Below are 20,938 nucleotides of genomic sequence, written 5' to 3'. Positions count from 1 at the left end.
ACACGGAAGTTAAGCTCTTTTGCGCCGATGGTAGTTGGGGGTTTCCCCCTGTGAGAGTAGGACGTCGCTGGGCACAAATAAGAAGTCGTTACCGAGTAATCGGTAGCGACTTCTTTTTATTTGTAGAATAATTAATCATTGGTGAGAATAATCACTATTAAAAATAAGCCATCTCTATTTGATTACTACCATAGGGAGTCCGGTTGCTCTCAACATAAATCAGTGGCTTATAAGGTCGGTTTGATTGCCCTAAACTGTTTATTTCCAAACTAGCCCCTATTTTATTAGATAATTGACTTGGATAGTAGTCTAATCTCATTTCGTTGCTAAAATCTATTATCCATGCAATATTTTATAAAGGAGTTTCATCATATAAGAAAGAGGGAAACATAAAAAAGCTCGATTCATGTATAATAAAAGAAGAGAATTAGAAACAATATTGTGAGGTAGTATAACATGCTGGAAAAAAGGCCGTTAGTCGAGGCATTAGAGAACTTTCATAAACAGAGAAGTATTTCTTTTCATGTACCAGGACATAAAAACGGACTCTTATCAAACTTGCCAAAAGTAATGAAAGAAACCATGCGATATGACTTAACCGAGCTATGTGGATTAGATGACTATCATCATCCAGAAGATGCAATCAAAGAAGCAGAGCGGCTACTTTCAGATACATATGAAACGCAGAAAAGCTTTTTTTTAGTAAACGGAACGACTGTAGGAAACTTGGCTATGATTTATGCTACTTGCCAGTTTGGCGAGCAAATTATTGTACAAAGAAATGCTCATAAGTCTATTTTTCATGCGATCGAATTAGTCGGAGCGGAGCCTATCTTTGTATCACCAGAATGGGACGAGCGAACGAAAACCGCATCTTATGTTCCATTGGAAGTGATAAGTAAAGCAATACATCAATATCCTATGGCTAAAGCTGTTATACTCACCTATCCTAGTTATTATGGTGTTGCATCTTCTGAATTAAAAGATATTATTGACTTGTGTCACGTGAATAATATACCGGTATTAGTCGATGAAGCTCATGGAGCACATTTCCGTGCGAATAAGGGATATCCGAAATCTGCATTAATGTACGGAGCAGACGTAGTTGTTCAATCGGCTCATAAAACATTACCTGCATTAACGATGGGCTCTTTTTTACATTTTAATTCGAACTTTCTCGAAGTGAGTACGATAAATAAGTACCTGAGAATGCTACAATCTAGTAGCCCCTCCTATCTTTTACTTGCTTCACTAGATGATGCAAGAAGTTATGTGGACAGCTACAATGAAGTAGATTTTAAATATTTTATGGATAGAAGAACGTTATTTATGAATTCGTTGGAAACCATTCCTTGTCTGGAAGTAGTACAAGTAGATGATCCACTTAAACTGTTAATACGAGTAGGAAAGTATGCCGGTTTTCAAGTACAAAAAGCATTTGAAGCGCAGAATATTTATGTAGAATTAGCCGATACACATCAAGTATTATTTATTTTGCCTTTATTGAAGGGAGAGCATGAATACCCTTTTGCAGATATTAGGAAGCGTATAAAGTACGCAGTAGATGAATTACGAAAAGAAGAACCAAATAGTCCAAGTGAAGTCCAACCAATTATTCAACACTCTATTTCAACATTACATATGAGTGTAGGCGTATTAAGTGGAAAGCGAGGAGAATGGATTCCTTATGTCCGTTCAATCGGAAGAATAGCAAAAGCGATGGTGATTCCCTACCCGCCTGGAATTCCGCTTATAATAGCAGGAGAGAAAATTACTGTTTCCATGCTAACTGAATTAGAAGAATGGTTAGAAAAGGGTGCGGTATTTCAAGGAGAACATCGACTTGCGGAAAAGTTAATATATGTAGTGGAGGATTGATTGTGCAAAAAAGAGGGTATTTTATAACTAGTGAAGGTCCTGAGGGTGCTGGAAAAACAACAGTAATGAATTTACTTGGAGATAAATTAACAGAAGAAGGCTATGATGTTGTGATGACAAGAGAGCCAGGTGGGATTATGATTTCTGAAAAGATTAGAAACATAATTTTAGATAACGAGCATACAATGATGGAGAGTCGTACGGAGGCTTTACTATATGCTGCAGCTAGGCGACAGCTTTTAGTTGAAAAAGTACAGCCTGCTATTGAGGCTGGTAAAATAGTTATATGTGATCGTTTTATAGATAGTTCACTTGCTTATCAAGGTTTTGCAAGAGGGATCGGTGTAGAACAAATACTAGCTATAAATAAATTTGCAATTGGTGATACAATGCCAAACAAAACGATTCTTTTCGATATTGAACCAAGCGAGGGACTCGCCAGAATTAATGCGCATAAAGCTCGCGAAAAAAATCGTTTAGATGTAGAAAGTCTATCGTTCCATGAAAAAGTGAGAGAAGGGTATTTATCGTTAGTTGATCAGTTTCCAGAACGTATTGAAGTAGTTGACGCTTCCCGTTCTGTGGACGAAGTATTAGAAGATGTCTACAAATTAATAAAAAGTGAATTAGAAATAATTAGATAATTAGTGTTATAATAAAAAGAATAAAATATAAAATAGGAGTGAGTATCGATGAAATTGATAGTAGCGGTAGTACAGGATCAAGATAGTAATCGGTTGTCTAATGCTTTAACGAAAGCGAAGTTTAGAGCGACAAAACTGGCGAGTACAGGTGGTTTTTTACGATCTGGAAATACTACATTTTTAATCGGTACAGATGACTCATTAGTGGCTTCAGCTTTAGAATTGATCAGAGATAATTGTCGAGCACGAGAACAAATGGTTGCGCCAGTCTCTCCAATGGGAGGAAATGCAGATTCATATATTCCATACCCTGTTGAGGTTGAAGTAGGAGGAGCTACAGTATTTGTTCTACCGATTGAACAATTCCATCATTTTTAATAATGAAGGAAGGGGTAGAAACAGTTGAAGATAAACCAAGATTTACGAGTAGGGATAGATAAAGTTAGAAAAGATTCTATACAAAATGGCCCACGCTCTGCAAACTTCGGACAAATGGTTTCTAGGCATGAGCAAAGAATGCAGACTGAAACAATAACTAAACTACTAGGAGATATTTCGACGGCAGGAGATCGTCTTGCACGATCTAGAAATTTACGGGATATGGCAAAGTTTAAAATGCTAATTCGAAAGTTTCTACAAGAAGCCGTAGATTTTGGGATGGGATTAAAACAATCTCATACATGGAATCGTTATGGTGAAGGTAGAAAGTTGAAGATTGTTGAAACAATCGATGAGAAGTTAGTGGAACTAGCCGAAGAGATTTTAGACCAAGAGAAAAACTCTATTGATCTTTTAGACAAAATTGGAGAGATAAAAGGTCTACTTATTAATCTTTACACGTAAATTACCCGTGTTTTCGCCACCCGCGAGACACGGGATTTTTTAGAGGAAGATAAAGAAAAGATAAAAGCATTTGATAATAGAGAAGGTGAGATTTATGGAAAACTGGTCAATTGATGGAGTGGATAAATTACAACCCGTGGCAATTAAGCAGATACAATCAATTGTTCAGAAAAACCGTATTGGGCACGCATATATTATTGAAGGGGCAAAAGGTACTGGAAAAGTAAAGGTGATGCAATTTTTTGTCCAACTCATATTATGTGAAAACCCGATCGAAAATGTTCCATGTGAAACATGTCGAAGTTGTAAAAGATTAAAATCAAATAATCATCTTAACTTTAAGGAACTCGAGCCAGATGGACAATTCATTAAGCGAGGTCAAATAGATGATTTAATTCATGAAATGAGTAAAACTGCCATTGAAACTGGACGTAAAATATACGTTATTCATCAAGCAGATCAACTGAATGCTAGTGCTGCCAATACATTACTGAAGTTTTTAGAAGAACCGCAAAGCGAAATAACGGCAATACTTTTAACTGATAGAATGCATGCACTAATTCCAACCATTCGTTCTAGATGTCAGCATATAAGCTTAGCAGCCATGCCGCAATCGCTTTTAAAACAAAGGCTTGTAGAAGAGGGGATTACCGATTCAATGGCTTCAACTGTTTGTCGGATGACGAATCAAGTCGAAGAAGCGATTAGATTAGCGAAGGATGAGCATTTTGGACTTGCGAGGAAATCAGTGTTAAAATTGGTTGAAGCGAGTGGAAAAAGTGTTCAAGATGCATTAATGTGTATTCATGAAGATTTTGGACCATTGTTAAAAGAGAAGGAACATGCAGAACAAGCATTAGATTTACTACTATTCGCTTATCGTGATATAGTAGCTATAAAAGCAAGTAACGTCGCAGTCTGTACTTATCCGGATATGATACATTATTGGAAACAAATTGCTTTACATACTACGTATGAACAATTATCCAAGCAATTAGAAATAATTTTACATGCAAAACAAAACTTGCATAAGAACATGAACCGGACACTGATGATGGAGCAGTTAATGCTAAACTTGCAGGAGGTATTTACTTTTGTATAATGTTGTAGGAGTTCGCTTTAAAAAAGCGGGTAAAATATATTATTTTGATCCAGTTGATTTTGCGTTAAAGAAGGACGATTACGTTATTGTAGAAACTGCTAGAGGGGTCGAGTACGGTAAAGTTGTTGTGCCAATCAAACAAGTAGGCGAGCATGATGTTGTTCTTCCTTTGAAACAAGTAGTAAGACCTTCTACGGAGAAGGATCGTATCCAAGTAGAAGAAAATCGCTTAGAATCTGTACAAGCCCTAGCTTTAGGAACGGAGAAAATCTTAGAAAGAGCTTTAGAGATGAAACTGGTGGATGTTGAATATACATTTGACAGAAACAAAATTATTTTTTACTTTACTGCGGAAGGTCGGGTAGATTTCCGCGATTTAGTAAAGGACTTAGCTTCTGTATTTAGAACTCGTATTGAACTTAGGCAAATTGGAGTTCGCGACGAAGCTAAAATGCTAGGGGGCATTGGTCCATGTGGACGTATGCTCTGTTGTTCTACGTTTTTAGGTGACTTTGAACCAGTATCTATTAAAATGGCAAAGGACCAAAATTTATCGTTGAACCCTTCTAAGATATCAGGTTTATGTGGACGTTTGATGTGCTGTTTAAAGTATGAAAATGATGAATATGAAGAAGCAAGAGAACAGATGCCGGATATCGGAGATAAGATCGAAACGCCGGATGGTCTTGGAAGAGTAGTAAGTATGAATATTTTAGAGCGGGTTTTGCGTATAGAGTTAAATGATCCCCAAAGAGTATTAGATTACACGTTAGAAGAAATTATTAGCCATACGGAAAATCCGGTACAATGGTCGAGGTAATGAGGTGAATGTGTGATGGACCGAAATTTTTTAGATACAATTATAGAATTTGAAAAACAATTAGAGTCCACGCAGCTGCAATTTCGAGCTTTAAAAGAATTTGTGGCGATAATGGTAGAGGAACGTCAAACGCTACAACAAGAGAATAGCCATTTGAGACAGAGACTCGATGAAATGCATGAAAAAGAAGCATTAAATGAGAAAGTTCGAGAAGAAAGATTAAACAAAGCAGATATCGGAGAAGGTCATGATAATTTAGCGCGACTTTATCAAGAAGGCTATCATGTTTGTCATGTGCATTTTGGAAGTTCTCGTAAAGAGGAAGATTGTCTATTTTGCTTATCATTTTTAAATAAACAAAACGTATGATCAATTGACTGATGCCACTCCAAAAGTGGGTGTCAGTCTTTTGTTTTGATAGAAGAAAGTATAAACTTTTTTTACTCAGTATCGATCTAGATTCAGCGCCTTGCTCCTGCGCAAAGCTCGTCGCAGAAAAACCGTTGCTCCTGCGCAAAGCTCGTCGCAGAAGAATGCAACCCCTCGGGGGCAAATGTGATAAGGTTGCCTTCTAGGCCTGCACGATGCGGGTCATGTCTGCTTTGCCACAGGATGTGGCGCACTTTGCAGACCTACCCCTTCCCCATTTACCGGAAGGAGCAGACATAGGCGCTTACGCTTTTCTAATGCTTGGAGGAATCAATTATGGAACAATGGTTAAAGGATGACGAACGACTCGATTATTTATTGGCAGAGGATTTACGGATTATTCAAAGTCCTTCTGTATTTTCTTTTTCATTGGATGCTGTTTTATTAGCAAGATTTACATATGTACCGATTAAAAAGGGAAAAATTATGGACTTATGCACAGGAAATGGGGCAATCCCATTATTTTTAAGTGCAAGAACGAAAGCGGAAATAATAGGGATAGAATTGCAAGAAAGACTAGCCGATATGGCCACAAGAAGCGTGGAATACAATCAGCTTTCAGAACAAATTACGATTAAGCAAGGCGATGTAAAAGGAATTGCTGCACAAATTGGATCGGAGAAACATGATGTTGTCACTTGTAATCCCCCTTATTTTCCAGCTCATGAAGCAAGTGAACGCAATTTAAAAGAGCATTTGGCTATTGCAAGGCATGAGATCCACCTTACGCTAGAAGAAGCAGTCGTTTCTGCAAGTGAATTGTTAAAACAAGGTGGGAAAGCTGCATTTGTTCATCGACCTGGAAGATTACTTGATATCGTAACGGCGATGAGAGCAAATCGACTAGAGCCTAAGCGTATTCGATTCGTCTATCCGAAAGAAGGGAAAGAAGCAAATACACTTTTAATAGAAGGAATTAAAGATGGAAAGCCTGATTTAAAAATTTTACCGCCTTTATATGTATATGGAGCAGATGGACAATATACAGAAGAAGTAAAAGAGATGCTTTATGGAAAAGAATGAAAAAGCTCATACTTTTTACGTTTTAGAATGTAATGATGGTTCATATTATGCAGGTTATACGAATGATTTAGCAAATAGAATTAAGGTGCATAATGAAGGAAAAGGGGCAAAATATACACGAGCAAGACGCCCAGTTGCCTGTATATATAATGAAATATTTGAAACAAAACGTGAGGCAATGCAGGCAGAGTATGCTTTTAAGCAGTTATCGAGGAAGCAAAAAATTTATTATATGGGAGTACAAATAAATGATGAAATCTCAGAAATCGACGGAACACGAACAAAGTAGTTGTCTGTACTTAGTCGCAACGCCAATTGGTAACTTAGAAGATATGACGATGCGTGCGATTCGAATATTAAAAGAAGTAGATATAATAGCAGCGGAAGATACGCGCAATACGAAAAAGCTTTGTAATTACTTTGAGATATCAACGCCACTAATGAGCTACCATGAACACAATCAGCTAGCTGGGGGCGAAAAGATATTAGATTTATTAAGGGGGGGAAAACGTATTGCTTTAGTGAGTGATGCCGGACTTCCTTGCATTTCAGATCCTGGAGCAGATATTGCAGCAAAAGCAGTCGGTGAAGGGTTTGCAGTCATTCCAATCCCCGGAGCAAACGCAGCACTAAGTGCATTAATCGCATCAGGATTAACAACACAGCCTTTTTTCTTTTATGGATTTTTAAGTAGAAATAAAAAAGAAAGAAAAGCAGAGATTACACAACTCCAAAAAAGACAGGAGACTATTATTTTTTATGAATCTCCACATCGGTTAAAGGATTCCTTAAAAGATATGCAAGCAATTATGTATGGCACTCGTCAAATTGTATTAGCTAGAGAGCTGACGAAAAAGTTTGAAGAGTTTATTAGAGGGACAATTGATGAAGCAGTAAGCTGGGTAGAGCAAAATGAAATTCGTGGTGAATTTTGTATCGTATTAAATGGGAATGATGAAGCGCCATTAGATGAATTAGATGCTCCGTGGTGGGAAAAACTAAGTATAGAAGAACATGTGAATAATATTATAGAAGAAAAACAATGTACCACGAAGGAAGCTATTAAAGAAGTGGCGATCCAAAGAGGTTTACCAAAAAGAGACGTTTATCAAAACTATCATGTAGAATAAGTAAAAACATCCATATTCTAAAAAGAATACGGATGTTTTTATTATTTTAAGTTATTTTGTATCTCTTTAATTAGTAATTCTGCACCTTCAGCGCTTAGAATTAATTTACCACCAACAAGACGAAGATTGTCATCTGACACTTCACCAGTAACAGCGCAAGTCATGTTAGGCATGTATTTTTTCAGGATGATTTTGTCGTCATCTACATAGATTTCTAGTGCATCCTTTTCTGCAATACCTAATGTGCGACGAAGTTCAATCGGAATAACTACGCGTCCTAATTCATCAACTTTACGAACAATACCTGTAGATTTCATAATAGTTTTTCTCCTCTCAAGAGTAAAAATTTTTCATCAATATTCGACATAAATCACTTTCATACATATAATTATACCAAGTACTACCATTTTCGTCAATAATTAAATCATAAAAATAGTTGCGCTATATATTAAAAATTTGATTATTTAATAGGTAAATAGATAAAAAAGTGATTAATAAAATTAAAAATAGTTATTATTTTGAAATATTAACCGTTTTATTTAATAATTTAGTTAGTTAAATAATATTGGATAACTTATGCATTGGATTTATTAATTATTTGAAACAAATACTTTGTTTAGATAGAATAGAATATAAAGCAGATTTTCGCATTGGAGGCAATTTTACATTGAAAGATCAACAAAAAACATTTTATTTAACAACGCCTATTTACTACCCAAGTGGCAAGTTTCATATTGGTACTGCATACACAACAGTAGCATCCGATGCAATGGCACGTTACAAAAGACTAAGAGGCTATGATGTCAGGTTCCTTACGGGAATGGACGAGCATGGTCAAAAAATTCAAGAAAAAGCACAAGAAGCTGGTATGGAGCCCCAAGCATATGTAAATGAAATTGCGGATACAGCGAAAAAAGTATGGGCTTTAATGGACATTTCGTATGATGATTTTATCCAAACAACAGAGGAGCGTCATACAAAAACGGTAGAAAAAATATTTCAACGTTTTTTAGATAATGGAGATATTTACAAAGGCGAGTACGAAGGTTGGTATTGTACACCTTGTGAATCGTTTTTTACAGAAAGTCAGTTAGTAGATGGAAACTGTCCAGACTGTGGCCGACCTGTTCATAAAGTAAAAGAAGAGTCATATTTCTTTAATATGAAGAAATATGCAGATCGTCTATTAGCTTATTATGAAGATAATCTAGAATTTATTGAACCAGAGTCTAGAAAAAATGAAATGATTAATAATTTTATCAAGCCTGGTTTAGAAGATTTATCTGTTTCCAGAACATCATTCGATTGGGGAATTCGTGTACCTGGCGATCCGAAGCATGTTATTTACGTATGGGTAGATGCTTTAACGAATTACATTACTTCACTTGGTTATTTATCAGAAGACGATACGTTATTTAAAAAGTATTGGCCAGCAGATGTACATGTTGTAGGAAAGGATATTGTAAGGTTCCATACAATTTATTGGCCAATTTTCTTGATGGCATTAGATTTACCACTTCCTAAAAAGGTATTTGCACATGGCTTTATCATGATGAAAGACGGCAAAATGTCTAAATCTAAAGGAAACGTTGTTTACCCGGAAATGTTAGTAGAACGATACGGGTTAGATGCAACGCGCTATTTCTTACTACGTGAGCTACCATTTGGACAAGATGGCGTATTTTCTCCTGAATCGTTTGTGGAACGTACAAACTTCGATTTGGCAAATGATTTAGGTAACTTGTTAAATAGATCGGTTTCGATGGTTAATAAATATTTCAATGGAAAAATTCCAGCAAATCAAAGTGAGCCTACGGAATTCGATGCAGCTCTTCAGGAATTTGCAAAAGAAACAATAGAAAAGTATGAAGCGAGCATGGAGAAAATGCAGTTTAGCGTTGTATTAAGCGATTTATGGGCTTTCATCTCTCGTACGAATAAGTACATTGACGAAACACAACCATGGGTACTTGCAAAAGAAGAGGCACTTCGAGGTCAGTTGGCAGCGGTAATGACCAATTTAGCAGAAAGTTTGCGTCAAATTGCAACACTAATCCAACCTTTTATGACGAACAGTCCAAAAGAAATGATGAACCAGCTTGGATTGACAGAAGAATATTTGGAATGGGATAAGCTAGGGGATTTCCATGTAATTGGAGATGGAATAGAAGTAATCCAAACGGGCGTGCCAATATTCCCTCGTCTAGATGTAGATGTGGAAGTAGCATATATTCGTGATCAAATGCGCGGATCAGTACAAACACCACAAGAAGAAGTAGAAGAGGAAGTTCAATCGGAAGAGATTACAATCGATGATTTCTTTAAAGTTGATTTGCGAGTAGCTACTGTTATGGAATGTGAACAGATTCCAAAGGCAGATAAATTATTAAAGCTTCAACTGGACATGGGCTATGAAAAACGTCAAGTTGTATCAGGAATAGCGAAGCACTACAAGCCAGAAGATCTTATTGGAAAGAAAGTAATTGTAGTTGCCAATTTAAAACCAGTTAAACTTAGAGGAGAGCTATCCCAAGGGATGATTCTCGCAGGTGAAAAAGATGGTTATTTGACATTAGCAACAGTAGACGAAAAGCTTGAAAATGGCGCACAAGTGAAATAACTAGTTAAAATAAACCTGTCGCTTAAAAGTGACAGGTTTATTTAAGTTAGCGTCTGTTAGGTTAGTTGAATACTATTTAAAAATACTATCTAACGCAATGTTTGTGGTAATAAAGGAGGAAATTAGGATGTTTATAGACACACATGTACACTTAAACGCCGATCAATACGACGAAGACTTACAAGAAGTAATTGATCGCGCATTACAAGCAAACGTAAAGAAAATGGTTGTGGTTGGTTTTGATCGTAAAACAATCGAGCGAGCAATAAAGCTGGCAGAAGAATATTCATTCATTTATGCGGTCGTTGGTTGGCATCCTGTAGACGCAATCGATTGTACGCCCGAAGACTTAAAATGGATTGAGGAACTTGCTGCACATGAAAAAGTAGTAGGAATTGGAGAAACCGGCCTGGATTATTACTGGGATAAATCACCAAAAGATGTTCAACAAACATTATTTCGAAAACAAATTCGCTTAGCTCAAAAAGTAAATTTACCGATTATTATACATAATCGAGAAGCAACTGAAGACGTTATTCGCATTTTAAAAGAAGAGGATGCTTATCTAACAGGTGGAATTATGCATTGTTTTGGTGGAAGTGTCGAAACAGCCCGACAATGTATTGATATGAACTTCATGATATCCCTTGGGGGACCCGTAACATTTAAAAATGCAAAAAAGCCGAAAGAAGTAGCTACTGAGATCCCTTTAGAGCATTTATTAATTGAAACAGATGCACCCTATTTGGCACCTCATCCTTATCGAGGAAAAAGAAATGAGCCTGCACTTGTACCACTTGTTGCGGAAGAAATTGCACGGTTAAAAGGGCTACCGATTGAACAAGTAGCGGAAGCAACAACGAATAATGCAGAACGATTTTTTCGCATAGTAGATCAGAAAAAATAAACTTTACTATACCTTTATCATTGTTGGCTTAAATTGTGTTTGAATAGTGTGAAAAAACACAAACGGTTGACAAGATGTCGAGTACTCTATATAATCACTCGAGTGAACAAGGAGGCGTTTTTCATGTCAAATAATACCATGAAAAACCTGTTCTTTCATTCATTGAGGAGCAAGCAAACATTAGTAACAGTTGCATCTTTACTATTGTTTCTTGCAGTCGTTTCTTTCGTTTTATTCGAAGGAACTAAGAAAACTGTTGCTTTAACAGTTAACGGTGAACAACAAGAGATTTTAACACATGCAAATACAGTCGGAGAACTACTACAACAACGTAATATAGTAGTTGCAAAGGAAGACTTTTTACAACCCTCAGTGAACACTTCAATCAAAAATAATATAGCGATTGAGTGGGAGCAGGCTAGACAAATAGAAATTACAGTAGATGGTGAAATTCAAACAATCAACACTACTGAACATTTAGTTTCAGAAATACTCGCAAAAGCGAATGTTCCAATAAATGAACACGACGCTATAACACCTGCTGCGGATGCAGAGGTTGGACCGAATAACAAAATTGCGATTGAAAAAGCGTTTGAAGTCACGCTTTTAGATAGTAACGAAGAGAAGAAGGTATGGTCCACTTCGACTACGGTCGCTGACTTTTTAAAACTACATAACATTCAATTGAATGAATTCGACCGAGTAGAACGGCAAATGGAAGACTTAGTAGTTCCAGATTCCGTTATAAAAGTGGTGCGAGTAGAAAAGGTCACCGATGTAGTTGAGGAAGCTACAAACTTTGCAGTAGAAACGAAAAAAGATGACTCGCTATTAAAAGGGAAAGAAAAAGTAGTGCAAGCAGGTGAAAAAGGAACTGTTTCACGAACCTATAATGTGGTAAAAGAAAATGGGGTAGAGGTATCCCGAAATATCATCAGTGAAAAAGTGATAAAAGAGCCCACGAAAAAAGTAGTTGCGGTTGGATCAAAAGTAGTAACTGCTAGTGTATCTCGTGGAGAAACAGATAGTGCAGAAAAAGAGTTTTATGTAACAGCGACCGCTTACACGGCTTATTGTAATGGTTGCTCTGGTGTGACTACAACTGGAATTAATCTAAAGTCTAATCCAGATGTGAAAGTAATTGCGGTGGATCCTAAAGTAATTCCACTAGGTTCTAAGGTGTGGGTAGAAGGCTATGGTTATGCGGTAGCTGGAGATACTGGTGGTGCCATCAAAGGAAACAAGATTGACTTATTTATGCCTTCCAAATCGAAAGCATATGACTTTGGGCGTAAGAAGGTACGCATTAAAGTACTTAATTGATATTGAATAGCTTCCCTTTCGTTGATAGGGGAAGCTTTTTTGCGTTATGATAAGGAGTAATAAAGTAGAAAAGAGGAAGTACCTTTGCGAATAAAAGAAGTAATTGTTGTAGAAGGTAAAGATGATACAACTGCTATTAAGCGTGCTGTCGATGCAGATACGATAGAAACGAACGGATCCGCTATTTCTAAAGAAACACTGATGAAAATTCAACATGCACAGGATAAAAGAGGGGTCATCGTATTTACCGATCCAGATTACCCAGGGAGACGTATTCGTGCAATTATCGAAGAGCATGTTCCTGGTGTGAAGCATGCATTTTTATCAAAAGAAAAAACGATTGCTAAAAATGGAAAAGGACTAGGGATTGAACACGCAAAAGACGAAGATATTCGAGTTGCACTTGCAAGTGTTTATACCCCTAAGTCTGATACAGATGCAGGAGAGGATATACCAATAGATATCTTGGTAGAAGGAAAATTGATCGGACATCCAAATTCCAAAGAGCGAAGAACAAAACTTGGTGAACAATTGAAAATTGGTTATACAAATGGGAAGCAATTGCAAAAGCGACTTTCCGTTTTTCAAATAAGTAGACAGCAGCTAGAGGAAGTAATTTCACAGCTGGATATGGAGGATAAATAATTTATGCAAAAAGATATAGCTACCCCAGTTCGGACGCAAGAAATATTAAAAAAATATGGCTTTTCCTTTAAAAAAAGTTTAGGTCAAAACTTTTTAATCGATCCGAATATTTTACGAAATATCGTAGGACATGCTGAGCTAACAAAAGACTCTGCAGCAATTGAAATTGGACCTGGAATTGGTGCTTTAACAGAACACTTAGCAAGAGCAGCAGGAAAAGTAATTGCTTTTGAAATTGACCAACGCCTGCTACCAGTATTAGAAGACACGCTATCCCCTTATGATAATGTAGAAATTGTCCATTCGGATATATTAGAAGCAGACGTGAAACAACTATTTGCAGATAAGCTAGAGGACTATAAAGACGTTATGGTCGTGGCGAATTTACCTTACTATGTAACAACACCTATCTTGTTAAAACTGTTAATGGATCGTCTTCCCATTCGAGGAATGGTTGTTATGATGCAAAAAGAAGTAGCGGACCGAATTACAGCAAAACCTGGAACAAAAGCATACGGATCACTTTCTATAGCCATTCAATATTATATGAAGGCAGAAGTAGCCATGATCGTTCCAAAAGCAGTTTTTATGCCACAACCTAATGTAGAATCTGCTGTTATTAAGCTAACGCGTCATGAAACACCACCGGTACATGTAATTGATGAAGATTTTTTATTTAAAGTATCAAGAGGATCGTTTGTGCAAAGAAGAAAAACGATTATCAATAATCTGCAATCGTCTTTACCAAATGGGAAGGAGAAAAAAGAGTTAATCCTACAATCTTTAGAAAAAGTAGGTATTAATCCGACTAGAAGAGGTGAAACTCTATCTATCGAAGAGTTTGGTCGTTTAGCGGATGAATTATATATCCATTTTCATTAATGCTACTTGTTACAATATTAGTAATGTTTATAAACGAAAGTAGTCGTAGGATGAAATAAAAACGTTGACAAATAGTGCTTTCGGTTGTTAAAATGTTTTGTTTGACAAAAAAATAAATAGATGGTATAGTAATATTCAGTGAGGTGTAAGCGGAATGCCAAAAACTTTAGCTGATATTAAGAAGTCATTAGATCATCATTTAGGCAAGCGTTTGCAGTTAAAAGCAAACGGGGGACGCAAGAAAACAATCGAGCGAGCTGGTGTATTAAGAGAAACTTATCACGCTGTATTCGTTATCGACTTGGATCAAGATGAAAATTCTTTTGAACGTGTATCTTATAGTTATGCAGACATTTTGACAGAAGCAGTAGAAATCACTATTTTTGATGAAGCAAATAATTTAATCGTTGTAAAATGAGTATTTAGAACTTTTATTTTTATTTTTATATTAGAAAAAACTCTTTCTCTGTTCTTTTGGAACGGAAAAAGAGTTTTTTTCTTTTTTCAGGACATACTATAAAAGCTAGTTGTTAAAAAGGAGGATTCACCACATGGCTAGAAAAGGTATTATGTCTAATGAATTAAAAGAAGAGATAGCAAAAGATCTTGGAATTTATGATGTAGTCAAAACCGAGGGCTGGGGTGGAATTAAATCACGCGATGCAGGTAACATGGTGAAACGAGCAATTGAAATGGCCGAACAACAAATGAAATCACCAAAGTAAAGCGAGATTCTCAAATGAGAACAATTAGCAACTAGAAAAGGCAGAGAAATCTGCCTTTTCTTTTTTCGAAAGTTAAGAATGTAAGACCCTTTTACTCAATATCGATCCAGCTCCTGCGTAAAGCTCGACGCAAACCAAATCGCTTGTGGTGGCTGTGGAGCTGCCTCCTAGGCCCGCATGATGCCTACCATCCCCATTTGACTATCGGGGTAGACATAGGCGCTTCCGCTTTACTTATGTCCTGTGGTAAAATAGGGGACAGCATATGTTGGAAAAGGAGCAGATGGGATGTACTATGTAAAAGCACCTGCCAAAATAAACCTAACCCTTGATGTATTACATAAACGACCAGACCGGTATCATGAAGTCGAAATGATTATGACGACAGTTGATCTAGCAGACCGTATTGGATTGGAAGTAAGAGAAGATGGAGAAATACATATTTTATCGGTCGATCGATTTGTTCCAAACGATCATCGTAATCTAGCGTATCAGGCTGCGAAGATATTACAAGAAATGTATCATGTGAAAATTGGCGTATCTATAAAAATTGAAAAAAACATTCCGGTTGCGGCTGGACTAGCTGGAGGAAGTAGTGATGCAGCTGCAACGTTAAGAGGCTTAAATATTGTATGGGATTTAGGTCTTACACTAGACGAGCTTGCGCAAATAGGTACTAAAATAGGCTCGGATGTAGCTTTCTGTGTTTATGGTGGAACGGCACTTGCCACAGGTAGAGGAGAAAAAATTCAAGCGCTACCGTCTCCTGCCAATTGTTGGGTCATTCTTGCAAAGCCAACACTCGGTGTTTCGACTGCCGATATTTACGGAAACTTAAAAATAACCGACATCATGCATCCAAATACAGAGCAAATGATCCAAGCCATTAAGAAGAAAGATTTTAATCTAATGTGTGCATCTGTAGGAAATGTGTTAGAAGAAGTGACATTGAAACTATATCCGGAAGTAGCTGTACTAAAAGATCAAATGCAAAAATTTGGGGCAGATGCAGTATTAATGAGTGGTAGTGGTCCAACTGTATTTGGGTTAGTAAATCAGGAATCGAGAGTACAACGAGTGTATAACGGGCTTCGTGGGTTTTGTGATGAAGTATATGCTGTTCGACTTATCGGAGACAGAGACACACTTGCTTAAATACGGATGATTGTGTTAAGTTTTTTATAAAATATTCGTATTTGGAGGTGATTGAATGAAATGGAAAAGAAGTGAACGGCTAGTAGACATGACGCAATACTTAATGGAACATCCTCATAAATTAATCCCTTTAACATTTTTTGCTTCTTTATATGAATCGGCTAAATCTTCCATAAGTGAAGATTTAACGATTGTGAAAGAAACATTTGAAGAAAGAGGAAGAGGTTTACTTGTAACTGTACCAGGAGCAGCTGGTGGAGTGAAGTTTATTCCAACGATGACCAATGAAGATGTAAAAGTAGTAGCGGAAGATTTGATGGAACAACTTTCTAGAGCTGAACGGTTATTACCGGGTGGTTATTTGTATATGACCGATTTGTTAGGGAATCCAACCCTGATGAATAAAGTAGGGAAAGTGTTTGCCTCAGCTTTTGCAAATGAAAAAATAGATGCGATTATGACGGTTGCGACAAAGGGAATTCCTATTGCACATGCTATAGCGAGACACTTAAATGTACCGGTAGTCGTTGTTCGAAGAGACAGTAAAGTAACAGAAGGCCCAACAGTTAGTATTAATTATGTATCTGGATCTGCAAGACGCATTCAAACGATGGTTCTTTCTAAGAGAAGTATGGAAAAAGGGCAACGCGTGTTAATCACAGATGACTTCATGAAGGTCGGAGGAACAATTAACGGGATGAAGAGTTTGCTCGAGGAATTCAATTGTGAGCTAGCAGGTATCGCTGTATTGGTAGAAGCAGAGCATGAAGGTGAGCAGTTAGTGGATGATTATTTGTCTCTTGTGAAACTACACGAAGTAAATGAAAAAAGTGGTACAATTGCTTTATCCGAAGGGAACTATTTTGTGAAGGGTGGAAGTTTAGATGAAGGTAGTATCAACAACTAATGCACCAGCAGCAATCGGGCCTTATGTACAAGGAGTTATTGTAAATGGAATGTTTTATAGCTCCGGTCAAATTCCATTAACTCCGGGGGGAGAAGTTGTAGAAGGTTCTATTACAGAACAAACAGCACAAGTATTTGAGAATTTAGAGGCAGTGTTAACAGAAGCGGGCTCTTCCTTATCTAAAGTCGTAAAGACATTGGTGTTCTTAAAGGATATGAATGATTTTGCAGAATTCAATGATGCTTACGAAAAACATTTCGCAGGTCATAAACCAGCTCGATCTGCGGTAGAAGTGGCAAGATTACCTAAAGACGTAAAAGTGGAAATTGAATTAATTGCAGTAGTTTAAATAAGTATGTTTTCTTCGGAAAACATGCTTTTTTTATATTTAAGTAATTAGAAAATGCTGTTCCAATAAAAGTGGAGCATTTATTAGGATAAAGTTTGCGTTTTTCTGCTGATTATTAAAATATCCCTAGTGATTATTTTAGTTCACTCTAGGTAAACTTGTTATTTTTTTAAGAATTGATTGCTTTCACTACAATTAGGTCTCTAGTGTTAGTTTAGTTGCTTTCCAAGTAGAACTGATTACTATCAGTGACTGGTTTGTTGCTCTGTCACTTACTGGATTTATTGTTAGAAATACTACATTAGATTGAATTGAAGTAATGACGTTGATCAGTCAGCAAATAATGTAGATTTTCGCGGAAGGACGGCGACTCTAGCGGGATCAGGTGAGACAGATGAAACTTCACAGCGTATGCGTAGCGTCGGTGAAGGTTCATCGCTCACCCCGCAGAAAACGTCCGTCCTGTAGTGAAAATCATTGCGGACACTTTATTCAACTTACTATGACGCATTATTCTTTTATAGTGGTGATATTTGTTTTAAAATATTAAAAATATTCTTATATAAAAGAAGGAAAAATGATATTCTTGTGGAATAGTAATTGAGAGAGACTGTTGCAACTATGGAAAAGGGGTGATTAAATGGAAGTAACTGACGTGAGGTTACGCAAAGTACTAACGGATGGTCGTATGCGGGCTATCGCTTCCATTACACTGGACAACGAATTTGTTGTGCATGATATTCGAGTGATAGATGGGAATACAGGGTTATTTGTTGCGATGCCTAGTAAAAGAACTCCAGAAGGTGAATTTAGGGATATTGCCCATCCGATAAATCCTGGAACTAGAAACAAAATTCAAGAAGCGGTATTATATGCATATCATTTAAGTGGCGACGCAGATGAAGAGAAACTGAAAGAGGCAAGCATATAATAATATAAAAATGCACAACAAAACCATTTCTATACCAGAGATGGTTTTTTTTGTGCAGGAAAAATGCCTATAATACTTGCTTTGTCATGTATTTGTCAAGAGATATTTCCTTGAAAAATCGCTCCATTTCCGCTATAGTCAAAAGAGGAAATTAGCCCACTGGAGGGAAATCGGAAAATGACAAATACTTTTGCGGTTGTACTAGCAGCTGGTAAAGGAACTCGTATGAAGTCAAGTCTATATAAAGTACTACATCCTGTCTGTGGAAAGCCTATGGTGGAACATGTTATCGATAACATGGAAAAACTAGGCGTTGAAAAAATCGTGACAGTCGTTGGTCATGGTGCGGAAGTTGTGCAAAGTGAACTTGGAGATAGAAGTGAATATGTACTTCAAGCAGAGCAACTAGGAACAGCGCATGCAGTTTTACAAGCAGAAACAACACTTGCAAATCAATCTGGAACGACTATAGTGATTTGTGGGGATACGCCACTTATTACGGCGGAAACAATGAATGATTTATTGAATCATCATAAACAAACAGGAGCTAAAGCTACGATTTTAACTGCAATTGCTAATGATCCAACCGGGTATGGAAGAATTATCCGTGCAGAAAGTGGAAATGTAAAAAGCATTGTAGAGCAAAAAGATGCATCCGCAGAAGAACAGCTTGTAAATGAGATTAACTCAGGTACTTACTGTTTCGATAATGAAGCATTATTCAAATCGTTAAAATTAGTGAAAAACGAAAATGCACAAGGTGAATATTATTTACCTGATGTAATTGAAATTTTGCAAAAAGAAGGAGAAGTAATTTCTGCTTTTGCAGCAAAAGACTTTGATGAAATTCTTGGGATAAACGATCGAATCGCACTTTCTCAAGCAGAACAGATTATGCGATCCCGTATTGCTCATCATCATATGCGTGAAGGTGTAACGATTATTGATCCCCAAAATACATACATTAGTAGCAATGCTATCATTGGGGCGGATACAATTATCCAACCAGGAGTGATGATCGAAGGAAAAACAACGATCGGAGACAACTGTACGATCGGTCCAAATAGTCATATCGTAGGTAGTATTATTGGAAGTGGAACGACTATTCATTCTTCCGTTGTATTATCAAGTGAGGTCGGTGATCAAACCACAATTGGCCCATTTGCACATATTCGACCACAATCTGAAGTTGGAAATGATGTGAAGATCGGTAACTTTGTTGAAGTGAAAAAATCGACCGTAGGAAATGGAAGTAAGATTTCTCACTTAAGTTATATGGGGGACGCTTCGATTGGCTCAAATGTTAATATTGGGTGTGGAACGATAACGGTAAATTATGATGGGAAAAATAAATTTGTAACAACAATTGAAGACGATGCTTTTGTTGGTTGTAACTCCAATTTAATTGCACCAGTTACGATTGGCAATAAAGCATACGTTGCTGCAGGCTCTACTATTACAAAAAATGTGCCTGGAGAAGCTCTAGCCATTGGACGTGCACGACAAGAAAATAAAGAAGGCTATGTAACTAGATTAAAATTAAAATAACCCACTATCCAGGAGGATTATCATGCCAGAACAATACGAAAACTCGAAGTTGAAAATATTCACGTTAAATTCCAATAAAGAATTAGCAGAAGAAATCGCAAAAGAAGTAGGCGTTCCACTTGGAAAATCTACAGTAACTAGATTTAGTGATGGCGAAGTCCAAATCAATATTGAAGAAAGTATTCGTGGATGTGACGTCTTTATCGTCCAATCAACTTCTGCACCTGTAAATGAACATATTATGGAATTATTAATCATGCTAGATGCTTTAAAACGTGCGTCTGCTCGTACAATAAGTGTGGTATTACCGTACTACGGATATGCTCGTCAAGATAGAAAAGCACGTGCTCGTGAACCAATTACAGCTAAACTTGTAGCAGATCTTTTAACAACAGCAGGTGCAACTCGTGCAATCGTATTAGATTTACATGCTCCTCAAATTCAAGGATTCTTTAATATTCCAATCGATCATTTAGTAGCAGCACCGATTTTATCAGATTATTTCTTAGAAAAAGATATCGATCCATCTGAATTAGTTATCGTATCTCCGGACCACGGTGGAGTTACTCGTGCTCGTAAAATGGCAGATCGCTTAAAAGCGCCGATTGCTATTATCGATAAACGTCGTCCACGTCCAAATGTTGCAGAAGTAATGAATATTGTCGGAAATGTAGAAGGTAAAACGGCTATTTTAATCGATGATATTATTGATACTGCTGGTACTATTACCATTGCAGCACAAGCGTTAATGGAAAGTGGCGCGAAAGAAGTATACGCTTGCTGTACGCATGCAGTATTGTCAGGTCCAGCTATTGAACGTATCGATAACTCAGTGATTAAAGAATTGGTTATTACGAATTCTATCGAATTGTCAGAAGAAAAAACGTCTCCAAAAATTAAAGAATTATCTGTAGCAAAATTATTAGGTGACGCAATCGTACGTGTTTTTGAAGAGAAATCTGTTAGTACTTTATTTGATTAACTATAACTTAAACAGCAGGGAGTCCAAACTCCCTGCTGTTTTCAATTATACTGTTGCGAAATTAATATGTTTGAAAACTTCCGGTAGTGGGTATA

At 36.9% G+C, this 20,938-nt stretch carries 24 protein-coding genes and 1 rRNA gene; 24 read left to right on the top strand and 1 reads right to left on the bottom strand.

Features of this window, described 5'->3' with window-relative positions:
• The 11 genes from rrf to rsmI all read left to right on the top strand — a co-directional run.
• Window positions 1-73: ribosomal RNA gene (gene rrf, locus ACIQYS_RS22435) — 5S ribosomal RNA — on the top strand; the annotation flags it as partial.
• Between the two features lie 383 nt (window positions 74-456).
• The gene (locus tag ACIQYS_RS19540) at window positions 457-1,878 is read left to right on the top strand and encodes an aminotransferase class I/II-fold pyridoxal phosphate-dependent enzyme (protein WP_402983774.1); all 1,422 of its coding nucleotides are present in this window, start codon (window positions 457-459) and stop codon (window positions 1,876-1,878) included.
• A 2-nt stretch (window positions 1,879-1,880) separates the two neighbouring features.
• Window positions 1,881-2,522, top strand: coding sequence for a dTMP kinase (gene tmk, locus ACIQYS_RS19535; RefSeq protein WP_402983771.1), 642 nt, complete (start codon window positions 1,881-1,883; stop codon window positions 2,520-2,522).
• Between the two features lie 48 nt (window positions 2,523-2,570).
• Window positions 2,571-2,900: a cyclic-di-AMP receptor gene (locus ACIQYS_RS19530; protein ID WP_093276576.1), complete on the top strand. Its 330-nt coding sequence runs from the start codon at window positions 2,571-2,573 to the stop codon at window positions 2,898-2,900.
• Between the two features lie 24 nt (window positions 2,901-2,924).
• On the top strand, window positions 2,925-3,365 hold the full coding sequence (locus tag ACIQYS_RS19525) for a YaaR family protein (RefSeq protein WP_402983768.1): 441 nt from the start codon (window positions 2,925-2,927) through the stop codon (window positions 3,363-3,365).
• A gap of 94 nt (window positions 3,366-3,459) precedes the next feature.
• Complete coding sequence (gene holB, locus ACIQYS_RS19520; protein ID WP_402983765.1) at window positions 3,460-4,467, top strand: DNA polymerase III subunit delta'; 1,008 nt, start codon at window positions 3,460-3,462, stop codon at window positions 4,465-4,467.
• The gene (locus ACIQYS_RS19515; protein WP_402983762.1) at window positions 4,460-5,287 is read left to right on the top strand and encodes a PSP1 domain-containing protein; all 828 of its coding nucleotides are present in this window, start codon (window positions 4,460-4,462) and stop codon (window positions 5,285-5,287) included. The genes holB and ACIQYS_RS19515 overlap by 8 nt, the downstream gene beginning before the upstream one ends.
• Before the next feature lie 15 nt (window positions 5,288-5,302).
• On the top strand, window positions 5,303-5,656 hold the full coding sequence (gene yabA, locus ACIQYS_RS19510) for a DNA replication initiation control protein YabA (protein WP_402983759.1): 354 nt from the start codon (window positions 5,303-5,305) through the stop codon (window positions 5,654-5,656).
• Window positions 5,657-5,992: 336 nt separating this feature from the next.
• The gene (locus ACIQYS_RS19505; RefSeq protein ID WP_402983756.1) at window positions 5,993-6,739 is read left to right on the top strand and encodes a tRNA1(Val) (adenine(37)-N6)-methyltransferase; all 747 of its coding nucleotides are present in this window, start codon (window positions 5,993-5,995) and stop codon (window positions 6,737-6,739) included.
• The gene (locus ACIQYS_RS19500; RefSeq protein ID WP_402983753.1) at window positions 6,726-7,028 is read left to right on the top strand and encodes a GIY-YIG nuclease family protein; all 303 of its coding nucleotides are present in this window, start codon (window positions 6,726-6,728) and stop codon (window positions 7,026-7,028) included. The genes ACIQYS_RS19505 and ACIQYS_RS19500 overlap by 14 nt, the downstream gene beginning before the upstream one ends.
• Window positions 6,991-7,869, top strand: coding sequence for a 16S rRNA (cytidine(1402)-2'-O)-methyltransferase (gene rsmI, locus ACIQYS_RS19495; protein ID WP_402983781.1), 879 nt, complete (start codon window positions 6,991-6,993; stop codon window positions 7,867-7,869). Before ACIQYS_RS19500 ends, rsmI begins: the two co-directional genes overlap by 38 nt.
• A gap of 41 nt (window positions 7,870-7,910) precedes the next feature.
• Here rsmI and ACIQYS_RS19490 read toward each other — a convergent pair whose 3' ends face one another.
• A complete protein-coding gene (locus ACIQYS_RS19490; protein WP_093276543.1) occupies window positions 7,911-8,186 on the bottom strand; it encodes a transition state genes transcriptional regulator AbrB in 276 nt (91 codons plus the stop codon).
• 350 nt (window positions 8,187-8,536) lie between these two features.
• On the opposite strand from ACIQYS_RS19490, the gene metG reads away from it, so the two are divergent.
• The 13 genes from metG (at window position 8,537) to ACIQYS_RS19425 (ending at window position 20,843) form a co-directional block, all read left to right on the top strand.
• Window positions 8,537-10,489 carry a methionine--tRNA ligase gene (gene metG / locus ACIQYS_RS19485; RefSeq protein ID WP_402983749.1) on the top strand — a complete coding sequence of 651 codons (1,953 nt, stop codon included), beginning with the start codon at window positions 8,537-8,539 and terminating at the stop codon, window positions 10,487-10,489.
• Window positions 10,490-10,616: 127 nt separating this feature from the next.
• Window positions 10,617-11,396 carry a TatD family hydrolase gene (locus ACIQYS_RS19480; RefSeq protein ID WP_402983746.1) on the top strand — a complete coding sequence of 260 codons (780 nt, stop codon included), beginning with the start codon at window positions 10,617-10,619 and terminating at the stop codon, window positions 11,394-11,396.
• Between the two features lie 123 nt (window positions 11,397-11,519).
• A complete protein-coding gene (locus ACIQYS_RS19475) occupies window positions 11,520-12,719 on the top strand; it encodes a resuscitation-promoting factor (protein ID WP_402983743.1) in 1,200 nt (399 codons plus the stop codon).
• 84 nt (window positions 12,720-12,803) lie between these two features.
• On the top strand, window positions 12,804-13,364 hold the full coding sequence (gene rnmV / locus ACIQYS_RS19470; RefSeq protein ID WP_402983741.1) for a ribonuclease M5: 561 nt from the start codon (window positions 12,804-12,806) through the stop codon (window positions 13,362-13,364).
• A 3-nt stretch (window positions 13,365-13,367) separates the two neighbouring features.
• Window positions 13,368-14,246 (top strand): 16S rRNA (adenine(1518)-N(6)/adenine(1519)-N(6))-dimethyltransferase RsmA, encoded by an 879-nt coding sequence (rsmA, locus tag ACIQYS_RS19465; protein WP_402983738.1) that lies wholly within the window; start codon window positions 13,368-13,370, stop codon window positions 14,244-14,246.
• 154 nt (window positions 14,247-14,400) lie between these two features.
• A complete protein-coding gene (gene veg / locus ACIQYS_RS19460) occupies window positions 14,401-14,664 on the top strand; it encodes a biofilm formation stimulator Veg (protein ID WP_053591096.1) in 264 nt (87 codons plus the stop codon).
• Between the two features lie 133 nt (window positions 14,665-14,797).
• Window positions 14,798-14,971 (top strand): small, acid-soluble spore protein, alpha/beta type, encoded by a 174-nt coding sequence (locus ACIQYS_RS19455; RefSeq protein WP_082461123.1) that lies wholly within the window; start codon window positions 14,798-14,800, stop codon window positions 14,969-14,971.
• Window positions 14,972-15,259: 288 nt separating this feature from the next.
• Entirely contained in the window at window positions 15,260-16,126 is an 867-nt protein-coding gene (gene ispE / locus ACIQYS_RS19450; RefSeq protein WP_402983733.1) for a 4-(cytidine 5'-diphospho)-2-C-methyl-D-erythritol kinase, read from the top strand.
• A gap of 55 nt (window positions 16,127-16,181) precedes the next feature.
• Window positions 16,182-17,033, top strand: a complete 852-nt coding sequence (gene purR / locus ACIQYS_RS19445) for a pur operon repressor (protein WP_402983730.1) — start codon at window positions 16,182-16,184, stop codon at window positions 17,031-17,033.
• Entirely contained in the window at window positions 17,011-17,382 is a 372-nt protein-coding gene (locus ACIQYS_RS19440) for a RidA family protein (RefSeq protein ID WP_402983728.1), read from the top strand. The genes purR and ACIQYS_RS19440 overlap by 23 nt, the downstream gene beginning before the upstream one ends.
• Before the next feature lie 640 nt (window positions 17,383-18,022).
• A complete protein-coding gene (spoVG, locus tag ACIQYS_RS19435; protein ID WP_402983725.1) occupies window positions 18,023-18,313 on the top strand; it encodes a septation regulator SpoVG in 291 nt (96 codons plus the stop codon).
• Between the two features lie 177 nt (window positions 18,314-18,490).
• Window positions 18,491-19,861: a bifunctional UDP-N-acetylglucosamine diphosphorylase/glucosamine-1-phosphate N-acetyltransferase GlmU gene (gene glmU / locus ACIQYS_RS19430; RefSeq protein WP_402983722.1), complete on the top strand. Its 1,371-nt coding sequence runs from the start codon at window positions 18,491-18,493 to the stop codon at window positions 19,859-19,861.
• A 22-nt stretch (window positions 19,862-19,883) separates the two neighbouring features.
• Complete coding sequence (locus tag ACIQYS_RS19425; protein WP_402983720.1) at window positions 19,884-20,843, top strand: ribose-phosphate diphosphokinase; 960 nt, start codon at window positions 19,884-19,886, stop codon at window positions 20,841-20,843.
• The last annotated feature ends 95 nt before the right edge of the window (window positions 20,844-20,938 follow it).

It is taken from the genome of Psychrobacillus sp. NPDC096426 (assembly GCF_044762745.1).
Taxonomy (GTDB): domain Bacteria; phylum Bacillota; class Bacilli; order Bacillales_A; family Planococcaceae; genus Psychrobacillus.
Note: the sequence above shows the minus strand (reverse complement) of the source record. Positions and strands in the feature narration are given on the sequence as shown.